Raw genomic sequence first — 15,366 nt, 5'->3', positions numbered from 1 at the left:
CCCAAGGGTTTCTGAGAGTATACCATGGACCAGTCGTGCACCGTGTACAAGACCATGGAGTACCTTTCCAAGAAGTGGACCGTGCTTATTCTGCTCGAATTGTACAAGCGCAGCGGCGGGGGCACGGAATGGAAGAGGTTCTCGGACCTGATGAGATCGATGAAGAGTGTCACCCCCAAGGTCCTCTCGGAGCGCCTCAAGGAGCTCACGGAGGAGGGGCTGGTGGAGAACAGGGTGGACGCCTCCTCGTTCCCGGTCAAGAGCGAGTACCGGATGACCGAGGCCGGCAGGGAGCTGATGGACGCCGTGCACGAGATCAAGATGTGGGCCCTCAAATGGAAGATCTGCAACGAGGCCTGCAAGCGGCAGAACTGCATGGTCTGCATCCTCTGAGCAGGGGATGCTGCATCTCAGTACCCGTGTACGTCCGCACCAGGGGTCCCGGCCTGCGGCCGTCCGACCTATTATTTTTATTACGTTTAGAAAGTATTAATTAAATACTCGGCATGCCATGGGGTAGCTGAGACAATGAAACTGATCCACGCATCGGACCTCCACATAGGCAAGCAGCTTTACGGCATCTCCCTGGCGGAGGACCAGCGTTACATCCTGCATCAGATCGTGGAGGCCGCCCGCAGCGAGAAGGCGGATGCCATCGTCATAGCGGGGGATGTGTTCGATACCTCCCGGCCCCCGGAGGATGCGGTCAGTATCTTCAACGATTTCATGAACGAGGCCTCCGAGGGCTTCGAGATGTTCATCATACCGGGGAATCACGACTCGTCCGAGAGGCTGGGCATCTACCGTTCCCTGATGCGGAAGGGGATACACATATGCGGGCCGTTCCATTCGACCGGGAAGGCCGAGAGGTGCGTCTTCACCGACAGTCTGGGCGAAGTGAACATCTGGCTCCTGCCGTACATCCGCACCTCCACGGTCAGGCTGTACTACGGCGACCCGTCCATCGACACCTCCGAGAAGGCGTTCCGCAGGGTTTTCAGCGAGTCCGGCGTCGACCCGGCCGCCAGGAATGTGCTCGTGTGCCACCAGTTCATCGTCGGCGGGGACACGCCCCTGCAGACTTCGGATTCCGAGGAGGTGAGGCTCGACACCCTCGGCGGTGCGGAATGCGTCCCGTACAGGGTTCTGGATCCTTTCGATTACGTCGCCGCCGGGCACATACACCGTCCCCAGCGCATGGGCAGGGACACCGTCCGCTACTGCGGATCCCCGCTCAAATACTCGGAATCGGAGGCGGACGATGTCAAAGGCGTCGACTCTGTGGAGATCGGGGCCAAGGGCGAGGTCTCAGTAAGACACATCCCGCTGAGGCCCCTGCACGACGTGAAATGCGTATCTGGCACCGTGGATGAGATACTGGCACATAGGGACGAGGTCGCCGGCTGCTTCGTCTACGCCAATGTGGTGATGAGCTCCAGCATCGGCAACATCCAGGAGAGGCTGAGAGCGGCGATCCCCCTGCTCATGCATGTTCATTACGATTCCCCGAGAGCGGCCGTCTCCGCGGAGAACGCTATGAAAGCACGCGAGATGGAGTCCAAGCCCCCTGCGGACCTGTTCGCGGAGTTCTTCGAGAAGGTCACCGGCAGAAAGCTCACGCCGGAGCAGCGCAAAGTGCTGCTGGCGGCCGCCGAGCGCGCGGAGGCCGGGGAATGAGGCTGATATCTCTGGAGATGGGCGCCTTCGAGTCGTACGCCTCCAGGACCAGGATCGACTTCTCGTCCCTGGAGGGGCTGTACCTGATCGAAGGCAACACCGGCGCCGGGAAGACCGCCATTTTCGATGCCGTCACCTACGCCCTCTACGGTCAGACCAGCGGTTCCGACCGCAATGACAGGAGGCTCAAGAGCACCTTCGCGCCGGAGGACGCCGTGCCGTTCGTGGAACTGGTCTTCGAGCACCAGGGGCAGGAATACAAGGTGCGGAGGACGCCTTACTACGAGCGTCCCAAGAAAAGAGGCGAAGGGATCATCCTGGAAAGCCCCACCGCGGCCCTCTGCCTTCCGGGGAAGAAGGAGATCTCCAAAGTCGCCGACGTGAACGCCGAGATAAAGAACATTATCGGGCTGGATGCCGACCAATGGAGGCAGACCGTGATGCTGGCACAGGGGAAGTTCATGCTCATGCTGACGGCGAAGACCGAGGAACGCAGCTCGATCCTCTCGAGCGTCTTCGGCACCGAGAAGTACCTCAGGCTGACCGAGGCCCTGAAGAGCATCGCCGACGAGAACAGCGGGAACGCCGGGGGCCTCCTGGAGAAGGTCAGGGCCAAGCTCTCGGGCATCATGGACCAGTCAGGGGCGCCCGCTCTCGAGTCCTCGATCGCCGAGGGGCGGATCCTCGATCCCAAGGGGTGGAAAGACCGCGCCGCCGACCTCGCCCGCGCGGACGCCCGCATCTTGGAGACCGCTGTGTCAGATTCTGAGCGCACGATGGAATCGTCGAAGGCGGCCGATGCGGAGCTGAACGCCGCCAAGTCCCTGGAAGAGGCGTTCGTCCGCCTGGAGAACGACAGTGCCAGACTGAGGTCCCTGGAAGAGAGGGCCCCGGAGATCGAGGCCAAGTCGGCCGCCGCCGGCAGGAGGGAGAAGGCCATATCCCTGCGCCCAGAGGAACAGGCCGCATCCAATGCGAGGACCGCTGTGTACGAGGAGAAGGACAGGCTCCAGAGGATATCCGACGGGATCGTCGGGAAGGAGGCCGCCGTCCAGAGGGCGGAGAAGGTCCTGAAGGAGGCCGAGTCGGCGGCAGAAGGCGAGGAGGCCCTCAGGATCAGAGCAGGCAGGCTCGACTCCATGGCAGGCGACTATGACAGGGTGGATGCGGCCAGCCGCCGCCTGGAGGAACTTGGTAAGAAGCAGGAGGATGAGGAGAAGTTCGCCGGGCAGATCTCTGCGAAGATCGAGGAAGCGTCCGAGACCGAGAAGGAATGCAAGGCCATAATCGACAGCGGAGAGGGTTCTGCGGCCAAGGCCGCGGAGCTGATGGACGCCCTCAGGAGCATGGATGACGCGCTGAAGATCCTGAGGAACATCAGGGCCGACAGCGCGGAACTGGAGAAAATGGAGGGGAAGCTCTCCGAGGCCGAAGAAGCGCTGAAGAGGAAGGCCGTCTCCCGTGCCAGGATATCTGACGAATGCAAGGAGAAGGAAGACCTGTTCTACATGGGACAGGCAGGGATCCTGGCCGGCAGGCTGAGGCCCGGATGCCCCTGCCCCGTATGCGGCTCGGCCGTCCATCCGTCCCCTGCTCCTGTTCCCGAGGGTGTGCCGGACAAGGAGGAGGTCGACAGGCTCAGGGAGAGCAAGGCCAATGCCGATGCGGACTTCGAGAAGGCCGCCGCCGAACGCCATAGATTCGCCGAAAGATGCGATGATATCAAGGTACGCATCCGCGCGCAGTCCACCGAGCTGAAGGCGGACTGCGGGCTCGATGCCGCCGAAGGGACGGGGGCCGTCGAGAAGCAGATCGCTTCCATGGAATCCGAGCGCGATGCCGTCGCCGAGGACTTCAATGCGGCCCATGAGAAGGCCGAGGCAGTGGAGAAGGCCCAGAAGGACATCGCCGCCTGCCGCGAGAGCCTGACCGATCTCAATGCCAGCCAGAGGGCATCGGACCAGAGGATCGGAGACATACGTTCCGAGCTCAGCCGGAACCGCGAGATCGTCAACGGAACGAAACTGGACAAAGACTTCGCCACCGGTGCGGCGGCTAAGAAGGGCGCCGAGGAGATGAGGGCCCGCGCCGACGGCCTGAAGAAGGCGCTGGCTGACGCGACAGACGCTCTGAACACGGCCAGGTCCAATCTGTCCGAGGATATACGCATCAGAGATGACAGGAAAACGCGCGTAGAGGACCTCGAGAAGGCCGCTGATAAAGCGGAGAAGGATTTCGCGGATGCGCTGGCACATGCAGGGTTTAGCAGCATCGAGGAGTACTCGGCGCTGCTCGACGATACCGTCCTGAACAGCCTGAGGGAGGATATCGAGGCATACCGCTCCGAACTCGATACCGTCAGGGGCGCCATCGAATCCGATAACGGGGCGATCGCCGGCAGGGTCCGCCCGGAGAACATCCCACAGCTTACCGAAGCTGCAGACAGGGCAAAAGAGATCCATGATGAGGCGGTGAAGAAAGAGGCGTCCGTCAGGAACCGCATGGAATCGAACAGCAAGCTCCTGAAGGAGGCCTCCGATGCGTTCGGCGAGTACGAGAGGGAAGGGCGCCGGCAGGATGAGATAAAGGAGCTTGCCGACGTCGCGGACGGGAGGATGAAAGGGACTCAGAGGATATCATTCGAGATTTACGCCCAGCAGGTCTACATGGACGGCATCCTCGAGGAAGCGTCCCGCAGGCTGGCGGTCATGACGGGCGGCCGCTACCTGCTCCGCAGGAGCGAAGGCGGAGAGGATAACAGGTCATCCCATGCTCTCGACATCTATGTCTACGACAGCGATGCGAACGCGGTCCGCCCGGTCAGCACCCTGTCGGGCGGGGAATCCTTCATGGCCGCCCTGTCCCTCGCGCTGGGTCTTTCCGATTCCGTGGCCGAGAGGTCCGGCGGGACCGAGATAAGCACCCTGTTCATCGATGAGGGCTTCGGGTCGCTCGACGGTGACGCGCTGAGGCAGGTCATCAAGGTCCTCGAGGGGATCGCCTCGGACGGCGGGAAATCGGTGGGGGTCATCTCCCACGTCGAAGAGCTCAGCGACAGCATCCCGATGCAGGTGCGCGTGAGCTACGACAAGAGCCGCGGCAGCCGCATAGATATCCGCCGGGACTGACCCGGCGGTGGGCCTCCTGCAGGCCCGATCTTTTTTTTTCAGTTCCTCTTGAAGTACGAGTAAAGGTACACCAGGACTAGGATCAGGGAAGAGATCGCCGCCACCACAAGGTGGCCGAAGAAGCTGACGCTGTTCGGGACGATCAGGATGATCACGAAGTCCAGCATGATGACGGTGATCCATCCGTTCAGCTCGACGACGAACTTGGTGAGGCGGTAGTTCAGGGAGCGGCGCTTGGCCAGGTTGCCGGCGGACGCCCTCCTCTCGGCGTCCAGCAGCACACGCTCGATGAACTTGAAGTTGAAGATCATCTTGTAAAGGAACGGGATGAGCATCAGGAAGTTGATCACCATGACCGCTTCCGTCGCGCTGTACATCTCCATCATGGTGTTGTCCGCGATGAACTCGGACAGCGCAGGCGTCGCCAGGAAGAAGATTATCTCGATCAGGATGATCACGACGATGTCCACGTAAGCGTAGGTCAGCCTGACGCGGAAGTTCTTCTGGGTGTTCTTCGAGGCGTTCTCGATCTTGTTGAAGAAGGAGTTCCTCAGCTTGTCGACCTCCTGCATGCCCATCTTGATGCGCGCGGGAGTGTGGTTGGAGACAGCATCGTAGATCTCGTCCGCCTTGCTGTTGATGGGCGGCAGCAGGATCATGGACAGCAGCGCCGCTCCGATGACTGATGCGTAGAAGTCGCTCGAGAGGATGCCTGCGTCCAGGGCCTCCTTGCCGATGATGAAGGCGAACTCGCCCATGGCGACCAGCGAGATCGAGGCGTAGAAGGATTTCCTCATCGGCCTGTTGCCCAGGTAGTAAGCTATCAGGACGGAGGCCGTCTTCAGGCAGAAGTAGATGAGGTAGATGGCGAGGATGAGGCCGATGTTGTCCACCAGGTAGGAGGGCTTGATCTCCAGCCCAATCGAGATGAAGAACATCATCATGAAGACCTCCTTCATCGGCTCCACCATCGTGGAGACCTTCGTGACCGGCTTCGACTGGGACACTATGACTCCCATGAGGAAGGCCCCGATGGCCATGGAAAGCCCTACCTGAGTGGCCATCCATGCCATGGCGAAGCAGAGACCCAGAGATACGATGAGGACGACCTCGGAGGAGTTCCTGTCGCTGGTCTTGGCATCGACCCAGTCGATGAACTTGGGAACCACCAGCAGCCCTATGGACACGGCCGCTACCATGAAGGCTATGATCTTCAGGAACATCCAGATGATGGCGCTGATCTCCATATCGCTGCCGCTCATCATGGGGGTGATGGCCGAGAGGATGATGACCTGGGCCACATCCTCCACGACGGTGACGAGGACCACCGTCTCCACTTCCTCTTTAGTGAGCCTTATCTGGTCCTTCAGGACCACGGTGACGACCGCGGTGGACGATCCGGATATAATCGCTCCGAACACGATGGACTGGAGTGAATCGAGACCCAGCAGGGAGCCTCCCAGATAGCCGCCCATAAGCATCAGCGGCACCTGGATCATCACCACCATGATGGCGAACGAACCTGTCTTCTTCAGCTTCTGGAGGTTCAGCTCCATCCCTATGCCGAACATCATGAAGACGAGTCCGAGATCGGAGAGGAACCCTACGATGTCGTCCGTGTCCTGGGAGCGCCCCGACCAATAATTGGCGAGGATGATGCCTGTCACGAGGTAACCGATGATCGCCGGCATCTTCAGTTTCTTGAAGATGACAGAGCAGATCCCTCCCAGCAGCAGGAGGATGGTCATGTTCTCGAGCAGAACGACTTCTTCCAATCAGGCACCCCTTCCCTGCGTGCCCCATCGGATTTAAAATTATAAAACTGTTCTAAAGAAGGCTGATGGCCGTGAGGCCGCCGGGGCCCGCGCCTGCATCCCCGGAAGGATGCCGCGGGCGTGCCCCGGTGACATCTGGCACATCACTGGCTCTTCTCTGTCTGCTTGGCAGCGGCCGAGGACCTCTCCATGAGCACATCGATGGAGGGGTTCATGGAAGCGGTGACGATGGCATCGATCTTCTCGGCGAGCTCGTAGCCGTCATCGGGCATGCCGTCCTTGATCCACTGGATGATGATCCCGGTGTAGGCGTAGGAGTACACCCTGGCGAGGAACACGGCATCCTTGGATTCCATGCGGCCGTCCGTCTTGATCATGATGGCCTCGGTGATCTTCCTGATGCTGAAGTCGATGAAGTAGTTCTCGAGCTTCTCCTTCTCGGAAGACTCGAGGACCTGGGTTATTACATCCTTGTTGCGTCTGCAGTAGTCGAAGGATTCCCTCACGAGGAACCTCCAGGGCACATAGCTGCCGGTGTTGTGGGGGTCGCTCTTCGTGTCCTGCTCGAAGATCCAGATGATCATATCGAAGACGTTCTTGAAGTGGTAGTAGAACGTCTGACGCGATATGTTGCACTTCTCGGTGATATCAGAGATGGTGATCTTGCTGTACTCCTTCTCCTCGAGAAGTTCCTTGAACGCCTGGACTATCCTCTCTTTGGTATTGTCCGACATATGTTTCCGCCCATTATACATTCTAATATAAAAAATAACGGCAATAACATATCTATTAATTGTATGGCTAGCAGGTTGTCATGTTCGGTGTTTAAGTTATAATAAGATACTTAACAATCCGCTACAGCAAGATGTACTTAAATGTGCATATCTCATCCGCCAATGGAGAACTTTTAAATTCATGATAGGATTCAGCCGTGCCATTAAGTAGCACGGCAGTTCCCGGCGGAGGGCCGGGGCCGCCCTCGATAAAGAAAGGAGGAACCAGACATGGATGGAAAAGGAATCCGCATGGAGAGGATCATGGACAGGAAGACCGGCCGCGCCGTCATAATCCCGATGGACCACGGGATATCGAACGGCCCTATGGAGGGCCTCTACGACATGAAGGCCACGGTCGATGCTGTCACCAACGGCGGCGCGACCGCCGTCATCATGCACAAGGGGCTCATCCGCTACTCCTACAGGGGATCGGGGAAGGATGTCGGGTTCATCATCCACCTCTCGGCGTCCACCGATGTCAACCCAGCGCAGGCCAACCACAAGGTGACCGTCACCACTGTGGAGGAGGCCATAAAGTACGGGGCGGACGCGGTATCCATACAGATCAACTACGGAGACGAGTACGAGTCCGAGATGGTCCGCGAGGCCGGCGAGATCTCAAGGAAGTGCACCGAGTGGGGCATGCCGCTCGTGATCATGTCCTACGCCAGAGGCCACGACGTCAACTCCTTCGACCCCCACCAGATCGCCCATGTAGCCCGCGCCTCCACCGAGCTCGGCGCCGATCTCGTCAAGGTCAACTACACCGGAGACATCGATTCCTTCCATGAGGTCGTCCGCGGCGCCCTCGCGCCCGTCCTCATCGCCGGCGGGCCCAAGATGAGCACCGACATGGACGTCCTCAACATGGTCGCGGACTCCATCGAGGCCGGCGGCCGCGGCGTGTCCATGGGAAGGAACGTCTTCCAGAACAAGAACGTCGAGGGCATCACCCGCGCCATCTCGAAGATCGTGCTGGAGAACTACAGCGCCGAGGAAGCGGCCAGGTTCCTCACCGACGACTGCTCTGAGGAAAAGCGCCGCGCCGGGAAGGCCTGAGGGGGCCGGGGCATGGAAGAGGCCAAGAAGATCTTCGTCAGGGCCGACCTCCCGGCCGTGAAGGACGACAGGAAGGCTCTCGTGACGAACGGCCTCGAGGCCGGGATCGTCTCATACATCCTCCGGGACGAGGACCCGGAGTTCCGGAAGCTCGGGAAGATGGAGGACGCCGTCATGACCGAGGACGGCAGGTCCGTCGACCCGGCCTGGGAGATCGCGCGCATCGATTCCCCCGAGGACCAGGAGAAGGTGCTCGCCCTCGCAGGGTCGAAGAAAGGGGTCATCGTGGAGACCGGCGATTGGTCGGTCATCCCCCTGGAGAACATGATCGCCAGGTTCCGCGGCTCCGGGACGAAGATCTATGCCGTCGCGAAGACCAAGGAGGATGCCGAGCTCTACCTCAAGACCATGGAGAACGGGACGGACGGCATTGTCATCGACACCTCCGATCCGGCGGAGATCGGCAGGTTCAGGGACCTGGTCGGGACTCCCGCCCCCGTGGAGCTCAGCGAGGTCACCGTCGAGGACGTGAAGCCCATCGAGATGGGCGACAGGGTATGCGTCGACACCTGCAGCCTCATGCACCCCGGGGAGGGGATGCTCATCGGGTCATACTCCAACTGCCTCTTCCTGGTGCAGAGCGAGAGCGAGGACAACGGGTACGTTGCTACCCGCCCGTTCCGCGTGAACGCCGGGGCGGTGCACGAGTACTGCATGGTCCCCGGAGGGGGGACGAGGTACCTGTCGGAGATCTCCGCCGGGGACCCGGTTCTCATCGTCGGCCGTGGCGGGAACGCCAGGGTCGGCTCGGTCGGGCGCTGCAAGGTGGAGGTCAGGCCCCTGCTCATAGTCAGCGCCACGGACGGCAGCAGGACGTTCAACGTCATACTCCAGAACGCAGAGACCATCAAGCTGGTCACTCCCGGGGGGGCGGTGCCGGTCACCGAGCTCAAGAAGGGCGACAGGGTGCTCGCGCACGTCGAGACGGGAGGCCGCCATTTCGGGATGAAGGTCGAAGAGACCATCACGGAGAAGTGAGCGATGCGCGTCTGCGCGGCCTACGGCTCCGTTCCGGACAGGAAGGCGGAGGCCGACCTGCACGAGGTCCGCCTCGACATCTTCCGCGGGATGCCTCCGTGGCTGGGTGACGACTGCATCATCACCCTGGCGGGGCACAGCGTCTCCGAGGTGCCGGAGGGATTCCGCGGGCTGGTGGACGCCGGGGACTCCGATGCCGGGATCCCCTTCAGGAGGATCCGCTCGGTCCACGATTTCAGCGGGACCCCGTCCGAGGAGACCCTGGTGAGCTCGCTGAACAAAGGGACCCAGGAGGTCTCGAAGTACGCCTGCGCCGTGCATTCCTTCACCGACCTGCACACGATCTACCTGGCATCCGAGAAGGTCTCCCGCCCGCACGTCCTGCTGGGCATGGGCGAGACCGGCACGGTGACCCGCATCAGGAGCTCGGTCCTCGGGAACCTCTTCACCTTCGGCTACGTCGGGAACCCCACCGCTCCGGGCCAGCTGTCCGCGGAGAGGATGAGAGAGCTCGGCGACGGATGCGAGGTCCTCGGCATCGCCGGGCATCCTCTGGGTCATTCGCGTTCGCCGGCGATGCAGGAGGCGGCCATGCGGTCCGCCGGCATCAGCGGGATCTACCTGAGGTTCGACTCCCCGGACACGGAGCACCTGGCGGACGTCATGCGCGAGTACCGCATCCGGGGGATGAACGTCACCGTCCCGCACAAGGTGGCGGCCATGTCCCAGGCGGATTCCCTGGAGGGTCCCGCCCGGGAGATCGGGGCGGTGAACACCCTTGCCAACATGGACGGCAGGATCCTGGGGGCCAACACCGACTGGGAAGGCGTGGTGCATGCCTTCCGGAAGGCCGGCAGGGAGCTGGGGTCGTGCTCCAAGGTGCTGGTCTTCGGGACCGGCGGGGCCGCCCGGGCAGGGATATACGCGGCCATGTCCCAGGGATGCTCGGTGAGCGTTCTCGGGAGGAACCCGGAGCACGTCTCGGCGATATGCCGGGACCTGGGCGCGGAGCCCGCCACTGCCGGCGCGGTAAAGGGCTGCGACGCCCTCATCCAATGCACCCCGATAGGGATGAAGGAGGACGGGGACTACATGTTCGGCCTGTCGGACATCAGGCCCGGCACGGCCGTCATGGACATGGTCTACAACCGGAAGACCGCCCTGGTGTCCGCCGCCGAGAAGAAGGGATGCACCGTCGTCTCCGGCACGGACATGCTGGTCGGGCAGGGAGCGGCATCCTTCCGCAGATGGTTCGGGAAGGACGCTGACATCCGGGCGATGGAGCGTGCTGCGCAATGATGGGAGAAGGCACTTCGTACGGGTGCATCTCGGTGATGAACGGGATCGTCAGCGGGACGGGAGCGGTCATCGGCATCGACCTGGCGACGCATGCCGTCTATCGCGAAGAGGGCACGGCCCAGGAAGTCGAGGTCGTCGGAGAGCAGACCGACACCGGCCTTGCGCGGATATGCGTCCGCAGGGCCCTCGAGTCCATAGGGGCGGACCCTTCCGTTGGCTATCATCTGTCGATATCATCGGACATCCCGCCGTCCCGCGGTCTGAAGAGCTCCAGTTCCGTCTGCAATGCCGTCATCAAGGCGGTGTACAGTGCCCACGGGGCCGAAGCCGACGTAATGGACATCATCGAACTGGGAGTCCAATGCGCCAAAGAGGCCCGCGTGACCGTCACCGGCTCCTTCGATGACGCCGTCGGCTGTGAGCTCGGAGGCTTCATCGTGACCGACAACCGCACTGATACCATCCTCAGGAAGGAGCCGGTCGACCCCATGGACGCAATCGTGTTCGTCCCGGAGCGGGTCAAGGTCCGCGTGCCCCGCGAATCGTACGAGGCGAGGGCGGCCGACATGGAGATGATCAAGGAGGTCTGCCTGCGCGATCCCCTGGCGGCCATGACCATGAACGGGAGGCTGATTGCCGAGATAACCGGCGAGAGCCAGGAAATAATCGATGATCTTCTGGAGGCCGGGGCCTTGGCGGCTGGGATATCCGGGACCGGGCCGGCCGTGGCCGCATTGTGCAGGAAAGGGGAGGGGAAGGAGATCTCCGCCCGTCTCCCCTACCGTACCCTGCTCGCGGAGACGAGGTAACATGGGAGACATAGTGTTCTCGGGAGGGCGCGCGGAGGGAGAAGTATCGCCTCCGCCGTCGAAGAGCCATACCCACAGAGCGATAATCATGTCCGCGCTGTCGGAGGGAAGGTGCAGAGTATCCTCCCCGCTCCTGTCGTTCGACACCCGCTCCACCATCGGGGCGGTCAGGCGCATGGGCGCCGAGGTCCTGGAGGAGGACGGATACCTGGACATCTTCACCGAGGAGCTGCATGCGCCGGACGGGCCCATCGACGTCGGGAACTCCGGTACGACCCTCAGGATCATGACCGGGATCGCATCCGTCTTCGGGTCCGAGACGGTGCTGGACGGCGACAGTTCCATCAGGAAGAGGCCGATGGGGCCCCTCCTGGACTGCCTATCCGCCGCAGGGGTGTCATGCTCCTCGGAGGGCGGGAAGCCTCCCGTCAGGGTAAGGGGGCCGATCGCATCGCCCGTATTGACCATCGACGGCGGGGTCTCCTCCCAGTTCGTCACCTCGCTGATCATGTCAGCGCCCCTGACGGGGCGCCCGACCGACGTCCGCATCACCGGGCACCTCGTCTCGAGGCCGTACATCGATATCACGACGGAGATGATGCGCAGGTTCGGCGTGGAGGTCGGCGAGTCTGCGGAGGAAGGGTGCCGCGTCTACCATGCCGAGCCGCAGCATTACAGGCCGGCGGATTACCGCGTGCCGGCCGACTTCTCCTCGGCGGCCTTCCCGCTCGTCGCAGGAGGGCTTGCCGGGAAGGTCACCGTCCGCGGGATGGACCCGAAGGACCCCCAGGGGGACAAGAGGATAGTCGACGTGCTGAAGGAGGCCGGGTGCAGGGTGGAGGAATCGGGAGATTCCATAACATGTGCCAGCACCGGGAATCTCGAAGGAGCGGAGATCGACATGGGCGACATGCCCGACCTCTTCCCGGTGGTCGCGGTGCTGCTGAGCACCGCCAAAGGCAGGAGCAGGCTATACGGCGCTCCCCAGCTGAGGTTCAAGGAGAGCGACAGGATCGCCCTCACAGAGAAGATGCTGAGGTCCCTGGGCGCCGACATCACCGGGACATCAGACGGATGCGTCATCAACGGAGTGGAGAGGCTGCACGGCGCGAGGATCGAGCACTGCGGCGATCACCGCATGCTCATGGCCGCCGCGGTGGCGTCCTTGGTCGCCGACGGGCCCGTCTCCATGGACGACGATGCCTGCTGGAACGTCTCATACCCTGGGTTCCCGGAGATGATGCAGTCGATAGGGATGAAGGTCGAACGCCGCCGATCCCGGTATTCCTCTTTCCGGGACGGTGCTTTCACTCAGCGCTGATGAGGATGAACTCGGTGGCGTTGTCCTCCCGGTCCTCGGCGTTCTCCATGACTAGGTGCAGGCCGTAATGGAGGCCGGCCTCCTTGCGGCAGACCACGGCGCAGTCGGCCGGGAGCCTTCCGTCCGATACCATCTCGGCAGCCACTGCAGTATCGGAGATCTCCTTCCGGGCGGCCCCGGGGTAGAGCCTGTCCAATGTCCCCCTGCATTGACCCAGCGCCTGCACGTGGGACGCGACTATGCTCACCTTGGCACCGGGGCTTCTGACGAAGATGCATTGGCGGACGGGCATGGTCCTCCTCATGAGCACTTTGTGCGGGAAGCCCTCCAGGGCCTTCTCCGTCTCGATGACCGGCCCGAACGTGGAGTTGCGGACGGCCAGGACCCCCAGGTCGATGCTTCCTTCGCGCAGGGCCCCGACGACCCCGCGGGCGGTCTCCAGCGGAACCTTCTCGGCATCGATGCCCAGTTCCGCCGCCATGCTCTGGGTCATCCCCTCGGTGAACGAGAACGGGATGCCCATGTAGCCTATGCGGGTCATTTCTTCCCATCCCCGGCGTCGGTCTTGACGGCGACCTTCTTCCTCTGGCGCCCGCCGGTCTTTTTGATCTTGCCCTGGTCGATCGCCCACTGGTAGTTGTCGATCTCGTTGGGGGCCACCAGTACCCTGTCCCCTTTCTTGTACTTCATGCCGGTGGACCAGTTGGTGAAAGGTGCCAGCACCCTGTACTCGTCGGCGTCCATGACGATCTCGGTGATGTTCGGCCTGCCCTTGAGCTGCGAGTAGGTGCCGGTGTGCATCTCCGCGTGCCCGTCCTTGACCTCTATGACCTTGGTGCACACCGAGTCCAGGAAGTAACGGTCATGGGTGACTGCGATGATGGTGCCGCCGTACTCCTTCAGGGCCTCCTCTATGGCGTGCCTGGCCGGGATGTCCAGGTAGTTAGTGGGCTCGTCGAGGACCAGGACGTTGGTCTCCTTGAGCAGCAGGATGGTCAGCGCCACCCTGCACCTCTGCCCGCCGGAGAGGGTGGACATGGGGCGGCTGACCTCCTCGCCGTACAGGAAGAAACGTGCCAGCAGGTTGCGGGCGTCCGCCCTGCGGTCCTTCCCGATGATCTGCAGCACCTGCTCCTCGGCGGTCAGCCGGAGGTCGAGGTCATCATGGTGCTGGGAATAGTACCCGATCTTGGCGCCTGGGGCGATCCAGAGGTCTCCTTCGCAGGGGATCTCGCCGATCATCGCCTTAACCAGCGTCGATTTGCCCTGGCCGTTGGCCCCGAAAACTCCGATCCTGTCCCCTTTGTGGACCTCCAGGTTCACATGCTTGAGAACGTCCTTCCCGCCGTAGCTTATGGAGCAGTCCTTCATGGTGAAGACGTTCTTCCCGGACTTGTGGGCGGCCTCGATCCTGACGGTGATCTCCCGGGATTCCACAGGCTTCTCCTTGACCTCCATCTTGTCGATCATCTTCTCGCGGGTCTTGTAGGTCGCGGAGTACCACATGTCGTGGTGCATCTGGGCGGCGATCTTCTCCTGCTGCTTCTTGTTCTGGGTATAGCGGAGGTACTCCTTCTCCTGGCGGTTGATGTCGATCATCTTCTTCATGATGAAGTCGGAGTAGTTCCCCTTGTACTCCCGGGTCTTGCCGTTCTCGATCTCCACCATGCGGGAGGTCATCTTGTCCAGGAAGTAACGGTCGTGGGAGACCACCAGGAACGCCAGCTGGCTGGCGATCATGTAGTCCTCCAGCCACTCGATGGTGTCGATGTCCAGGTGGGAGGTGGGCTCGTCCATGACCAGGATGTCGCAGTCCGATGCCTGGACCACGATCCTGGCGAGCATGACCTTGGTGCGCTCTCCCCCGGACAGCGTGTCCATGTAGCGGCCCATCATCTCACCGGGGTCGAGGCCCACCTTAGAGAGCGCCTCCTCGAGCTTGTGCTCGTCGGCCACGTCGCAGCTCGCCAGCTTCTGCTCCAGGTCCGCGTACTCGGTGGCGAGGGCATTCCAGTCGATGTCCCCTCCCTCGGCCATCTTCCGGTCGATCTCGCCCATCCTGCTCTTGATGTTCTCGATGTGACCGTAGGGCCTGCCGAGGACCTCGCGGACGGTGACGTGCGACGACTCTGCGAACTGTTCCAGGTATCCGATGCGGTGGGTCCTGCGGATGACCTCGCCCGTGTCCGGCTGCTCTATGCCGAGGAGGATCTTGATGAAGGTGGACTTCCCCGCGCCGTTGATGCCGATGAGCCCTATCGCATCGTGCTCGTTTATCTGGATATTGGCGTCGGTGAGCACCTTGTTGGGCCCGAAAGACTTGGTGACCGATTCGGCTCTGAACAGCATGATCGGCCGGCTCAATGCACGCACGGGATTAAAAAGTGAGGGAAAGGGCGGAGAGGTCTATACGGCTGAAAAGTTAACAGATATATTTTACAAATGCCGATGAATGTATGTTAAGTTATCAACGGGCATTCGAGA

General features: G+C 61.8%; 12 protein-coding genes. 8 read left to right on the top strand and 4 right to left on the bottom strand.

Features of this window, described 5'->3' with window-relative positions; translation table 11 throughout:
* Nucleotides 1–24 precede the first annotated feature (24 nt).
* From O8W32_02750 to O8W32_02740, 3 genes are all read left to right on the top strand, one after another.
* Entirely contained in the window at nt 25–393 is a 369-nt protein-coding gene (locus O8W32_02750; protein ID WII09760.1) for a helix-turn-helix domain-containing protein, read from the top strand.
* Between the two features lie 135 nt (nt 394–528).
* A complete protein-coding gene (locus O8W32_02745) occupies nt 529–1,677 on the top strand; it encodes an exonuclease SbcCD subunit D (GenBank protein WII09759.1) in 1,149 nt (382 codons plus the stop codon).
* Nucleotides 1,674–4,805 carry an AAA family ATPase gene (locus tag O8W32_02740; protein ID WII09758.1) on the top strand — a complete coding sequence of 1,044 codons (3,132 nt, stop codon included), beginning with the start codon at nt 1,674–1,676 and terminating at the stop codon, nt 4,803–4,805. The genes O8W32_02745 and O8W32_02740 overlap by 4 nt, the downstream gene beginning before the upstream one ends.
* A 38-nt stretch (nt 4,806–4,843) precedes the next feature.
* On the opposite strand, the gene O8W32_02735 is transcribed toward O8W32_02740, so the two are convergent.
* Together O8W32_02735 and O8W32_02730 are read right to left on the bottom strand one after the other, a co-directional pair.
* Entirely contained in the window at nt 4,844–6,580 is a 1,737-nt protein-coding gene (locus tag O8W32_02735; protein WII09757.1) for a cation:proton antiporter, read from the bottom strand.
* A gap of 143 nt (nt 6,581–6,723) precedes the next feature.
* Entirely contained in the window at nt 6,724–7,314 is a 591-nt protein-coding gene (locus O8W32_02730) for a TetR/AcrR family transcriptional regulator C-terminal domain-containing protein (GenBank protein ID WII09756.1), read from the bottom strand.
* A gap of 270 nt (nt 7,315–7,584) precedes the next feature.
* On the opposite strand from O8W32_02730, the gene O8W32_02725 reads away from it, so the two are divergent.
* The 5 genes from O8W32_02725 to aroA are packed head-to-tail and all read left to right on the top strand — an operon-like array spanning nt 7,585 to nt 12,882.
* Nucleotides 7,585–8,415 (top strand): 2-amino-3,7-dideoxy-D-threo-hept-6-ulosonate synthase, encoded by an 831-nt coding sequence (locus O8W32_02725; protein ID WII09755.1) that lies wholly within the window; start codon nt 7,585–7,587, stop codon nt 8,413–8,415.
* A 12-nt stretch (nt 8,416–8,427) separates the two neighbouring features.
* On the top strand, nt 8,428–9,453 hold the full coding sequence (locus tag O8W32_02720; GenBank protein ID WII09754.1) for a 3-dehydroquinate synthase II: 1,026 nt from the start codon (nt 8,428–8,430) through the stop codon (nt 9,451–9,453).
* 3 nt (nt 9,454–9,456) lie between these two features.
* On the top strand, nt 9,457–10,752 hold the full coding sequence (locus O8W32_02715; GenBank protein ID WII09753.1) for a type I 3-dehydroquinate dehydratase: 1,296 nt from the start codon (nt 9,457–9,459) through the stop codon (nt 10,750–10,752).
* Nucleotides 10,752–11,561 carry a shikimate kinase gene (locus O8W32_02710; protein WII09752.1) on the top strand — a complete coding sequence of 270 codons (810 nt, stop codon included), beginning with the start codon at nt 10,752–10,754 and terminating at the stop codon, nt 11,559–11,561. The genes O8W32_02715 and O8W32_02710 overlap by 1 nt, the downstream gene beginning before the upstream one ends.
* 1 nt (nt 11,562) lies before the next feature.
* Nucleotides 11,563–12,882: a 3-phosphoshikimate 1-carboxyvinyltransferase gene (gene aroA / locus O8W32_02705; GenBank protein ID WII09751.1), complete on the top strand. Its 1,320-nt coding sequence runs from the start codon at nt 11,563–11,565 to the stop codon at nt 12,880–12,882.
* Here aroA and O8W32_02700 read toward each other — a convergent pair.
* Both O8W32_02700 and O8W32_02695 read right to left on the bottom strand, forming a co-directional pair.
* A complete protein-coding gene (locus O8W32_02700) occupies nt 12,869–13,423 on the bottom strand; it encodes a chorismate mutase (protein WII09750.1) in 555 nt (184 codons plus the stop codon). The genes aroA and O8W32_02700 overlap by 14 nt on opposite strands.
* A complete protein-coding gene (locus O8W32_02695) occupies nt 13,420–15,231 on the bottom strand; it encodes an ABC-F family ATP-binding cassette domain-containing protein (protein ID WII09749.1) in 1,812 nt (603 codons plus the stop codon). The genes O8W32_02700 and O8W32_02695 overlap by 4 nt, the downstream gene beginning before the upstream one ends.
* Between the last annotated feature and the right edge of the window lie 135 nt (nt 15,232–15,366).

It is taken from the genome of Methanomassiliicoccales archaeon LGM-DZ1 (assembly GCA_030168595.1).
GTDB lineage: Archaea > Thermoplasmatota > Thermoplasmata > Methanomassiliicoccales > Methanomethylophilaceae > Methanomethylophilus.
The sequence above is the reverse complement of the archived record's forward strand: the minus strand, read 5'-3'. Positions and strand labels throughout refer to the sequence as shown.

What these genes read in the sequence shown, in the direction of transcription:
- O8W32_02715 (WII09753.1), top strand. Translation starts at nt 9,457, where the DNA reads ATGCGCGTCTGCGCGGCCTACGGCTCCGTTCCGGACAGGAAGGCGGAG.
- O8W32_02750 (WII09760.1), top strand. Translation starts at nt 25, where the DNA reads ATGGACCAGTCGTGCACCGTGTACAAGACCATGGAGTACCTTTCCAAG.
- O8W32_02710 (WII09752.1), top strand. Translation starts at nt 10,752, where the DNA reads ATGGGAGAAGGCACTTCGTACGGGTGCATCTCGGTGATGAACGGGATC.
- O8W32_02740 (WII09758.1), top strand. Translation starts at nt 1,674, where the DNA reads ATGAGGCTGATATCTCTGGAGATGGGCGCCTTCGAGTCGTACGCCTCC.
- O8W32_02700 (WII09750.1), bottom strand. Translation starts at nt 13,423, where the DNA reads ATGACCCGCATAGGCTACATGGGCATCCCGTTCTCGTTCACCGAGGGG.
- O8W32_02745 (WII09759.1), top strand. Translation starts at nt 529, where the DNA reads ATGAAACTGATCCACGCATCGGACCTCCACATAGGCAAGCAGCTTTAC.
- O8W32_02720 (WII09754.1), top strand. Translation starts at nt 8,428, where the DNA reads ATGGAAGAGGCCAAGAAGATCTTCGTCAGGGCCGACCTCCCGGCCGTG.
- O8W32_02695 (WII09749.1), bottom strand. Translation starts at nt 15,231, where the DNA reads ATGCTGTTCAGAGCCGAATCGGTCACCAAGTCTTTCGGGCCCAACAAG.
- aroA (WII09751.1), top strand. Translation starts at nt 11,563, where the DNA reads ATGGGAGACATAGTGTTCTCGGGAGGGCGCGCGGAGGGAGAAGTATCG.
- O8W32_02725 (WII09755.1), top strand. Translation starts at nt 7,585, where the DNA reads ATGGATGGAAAAGGAATCCGCATGGAGAGGATCATGGACAGGAAGACC.
- O8W32_02730 (WII09756.1), bottom strand. Translation starts at nt 7,314, where the DNA reads ATGTCGGACAATACCAAAGAGAGGATAGTCCAGGCGTTCAAGGAACTT.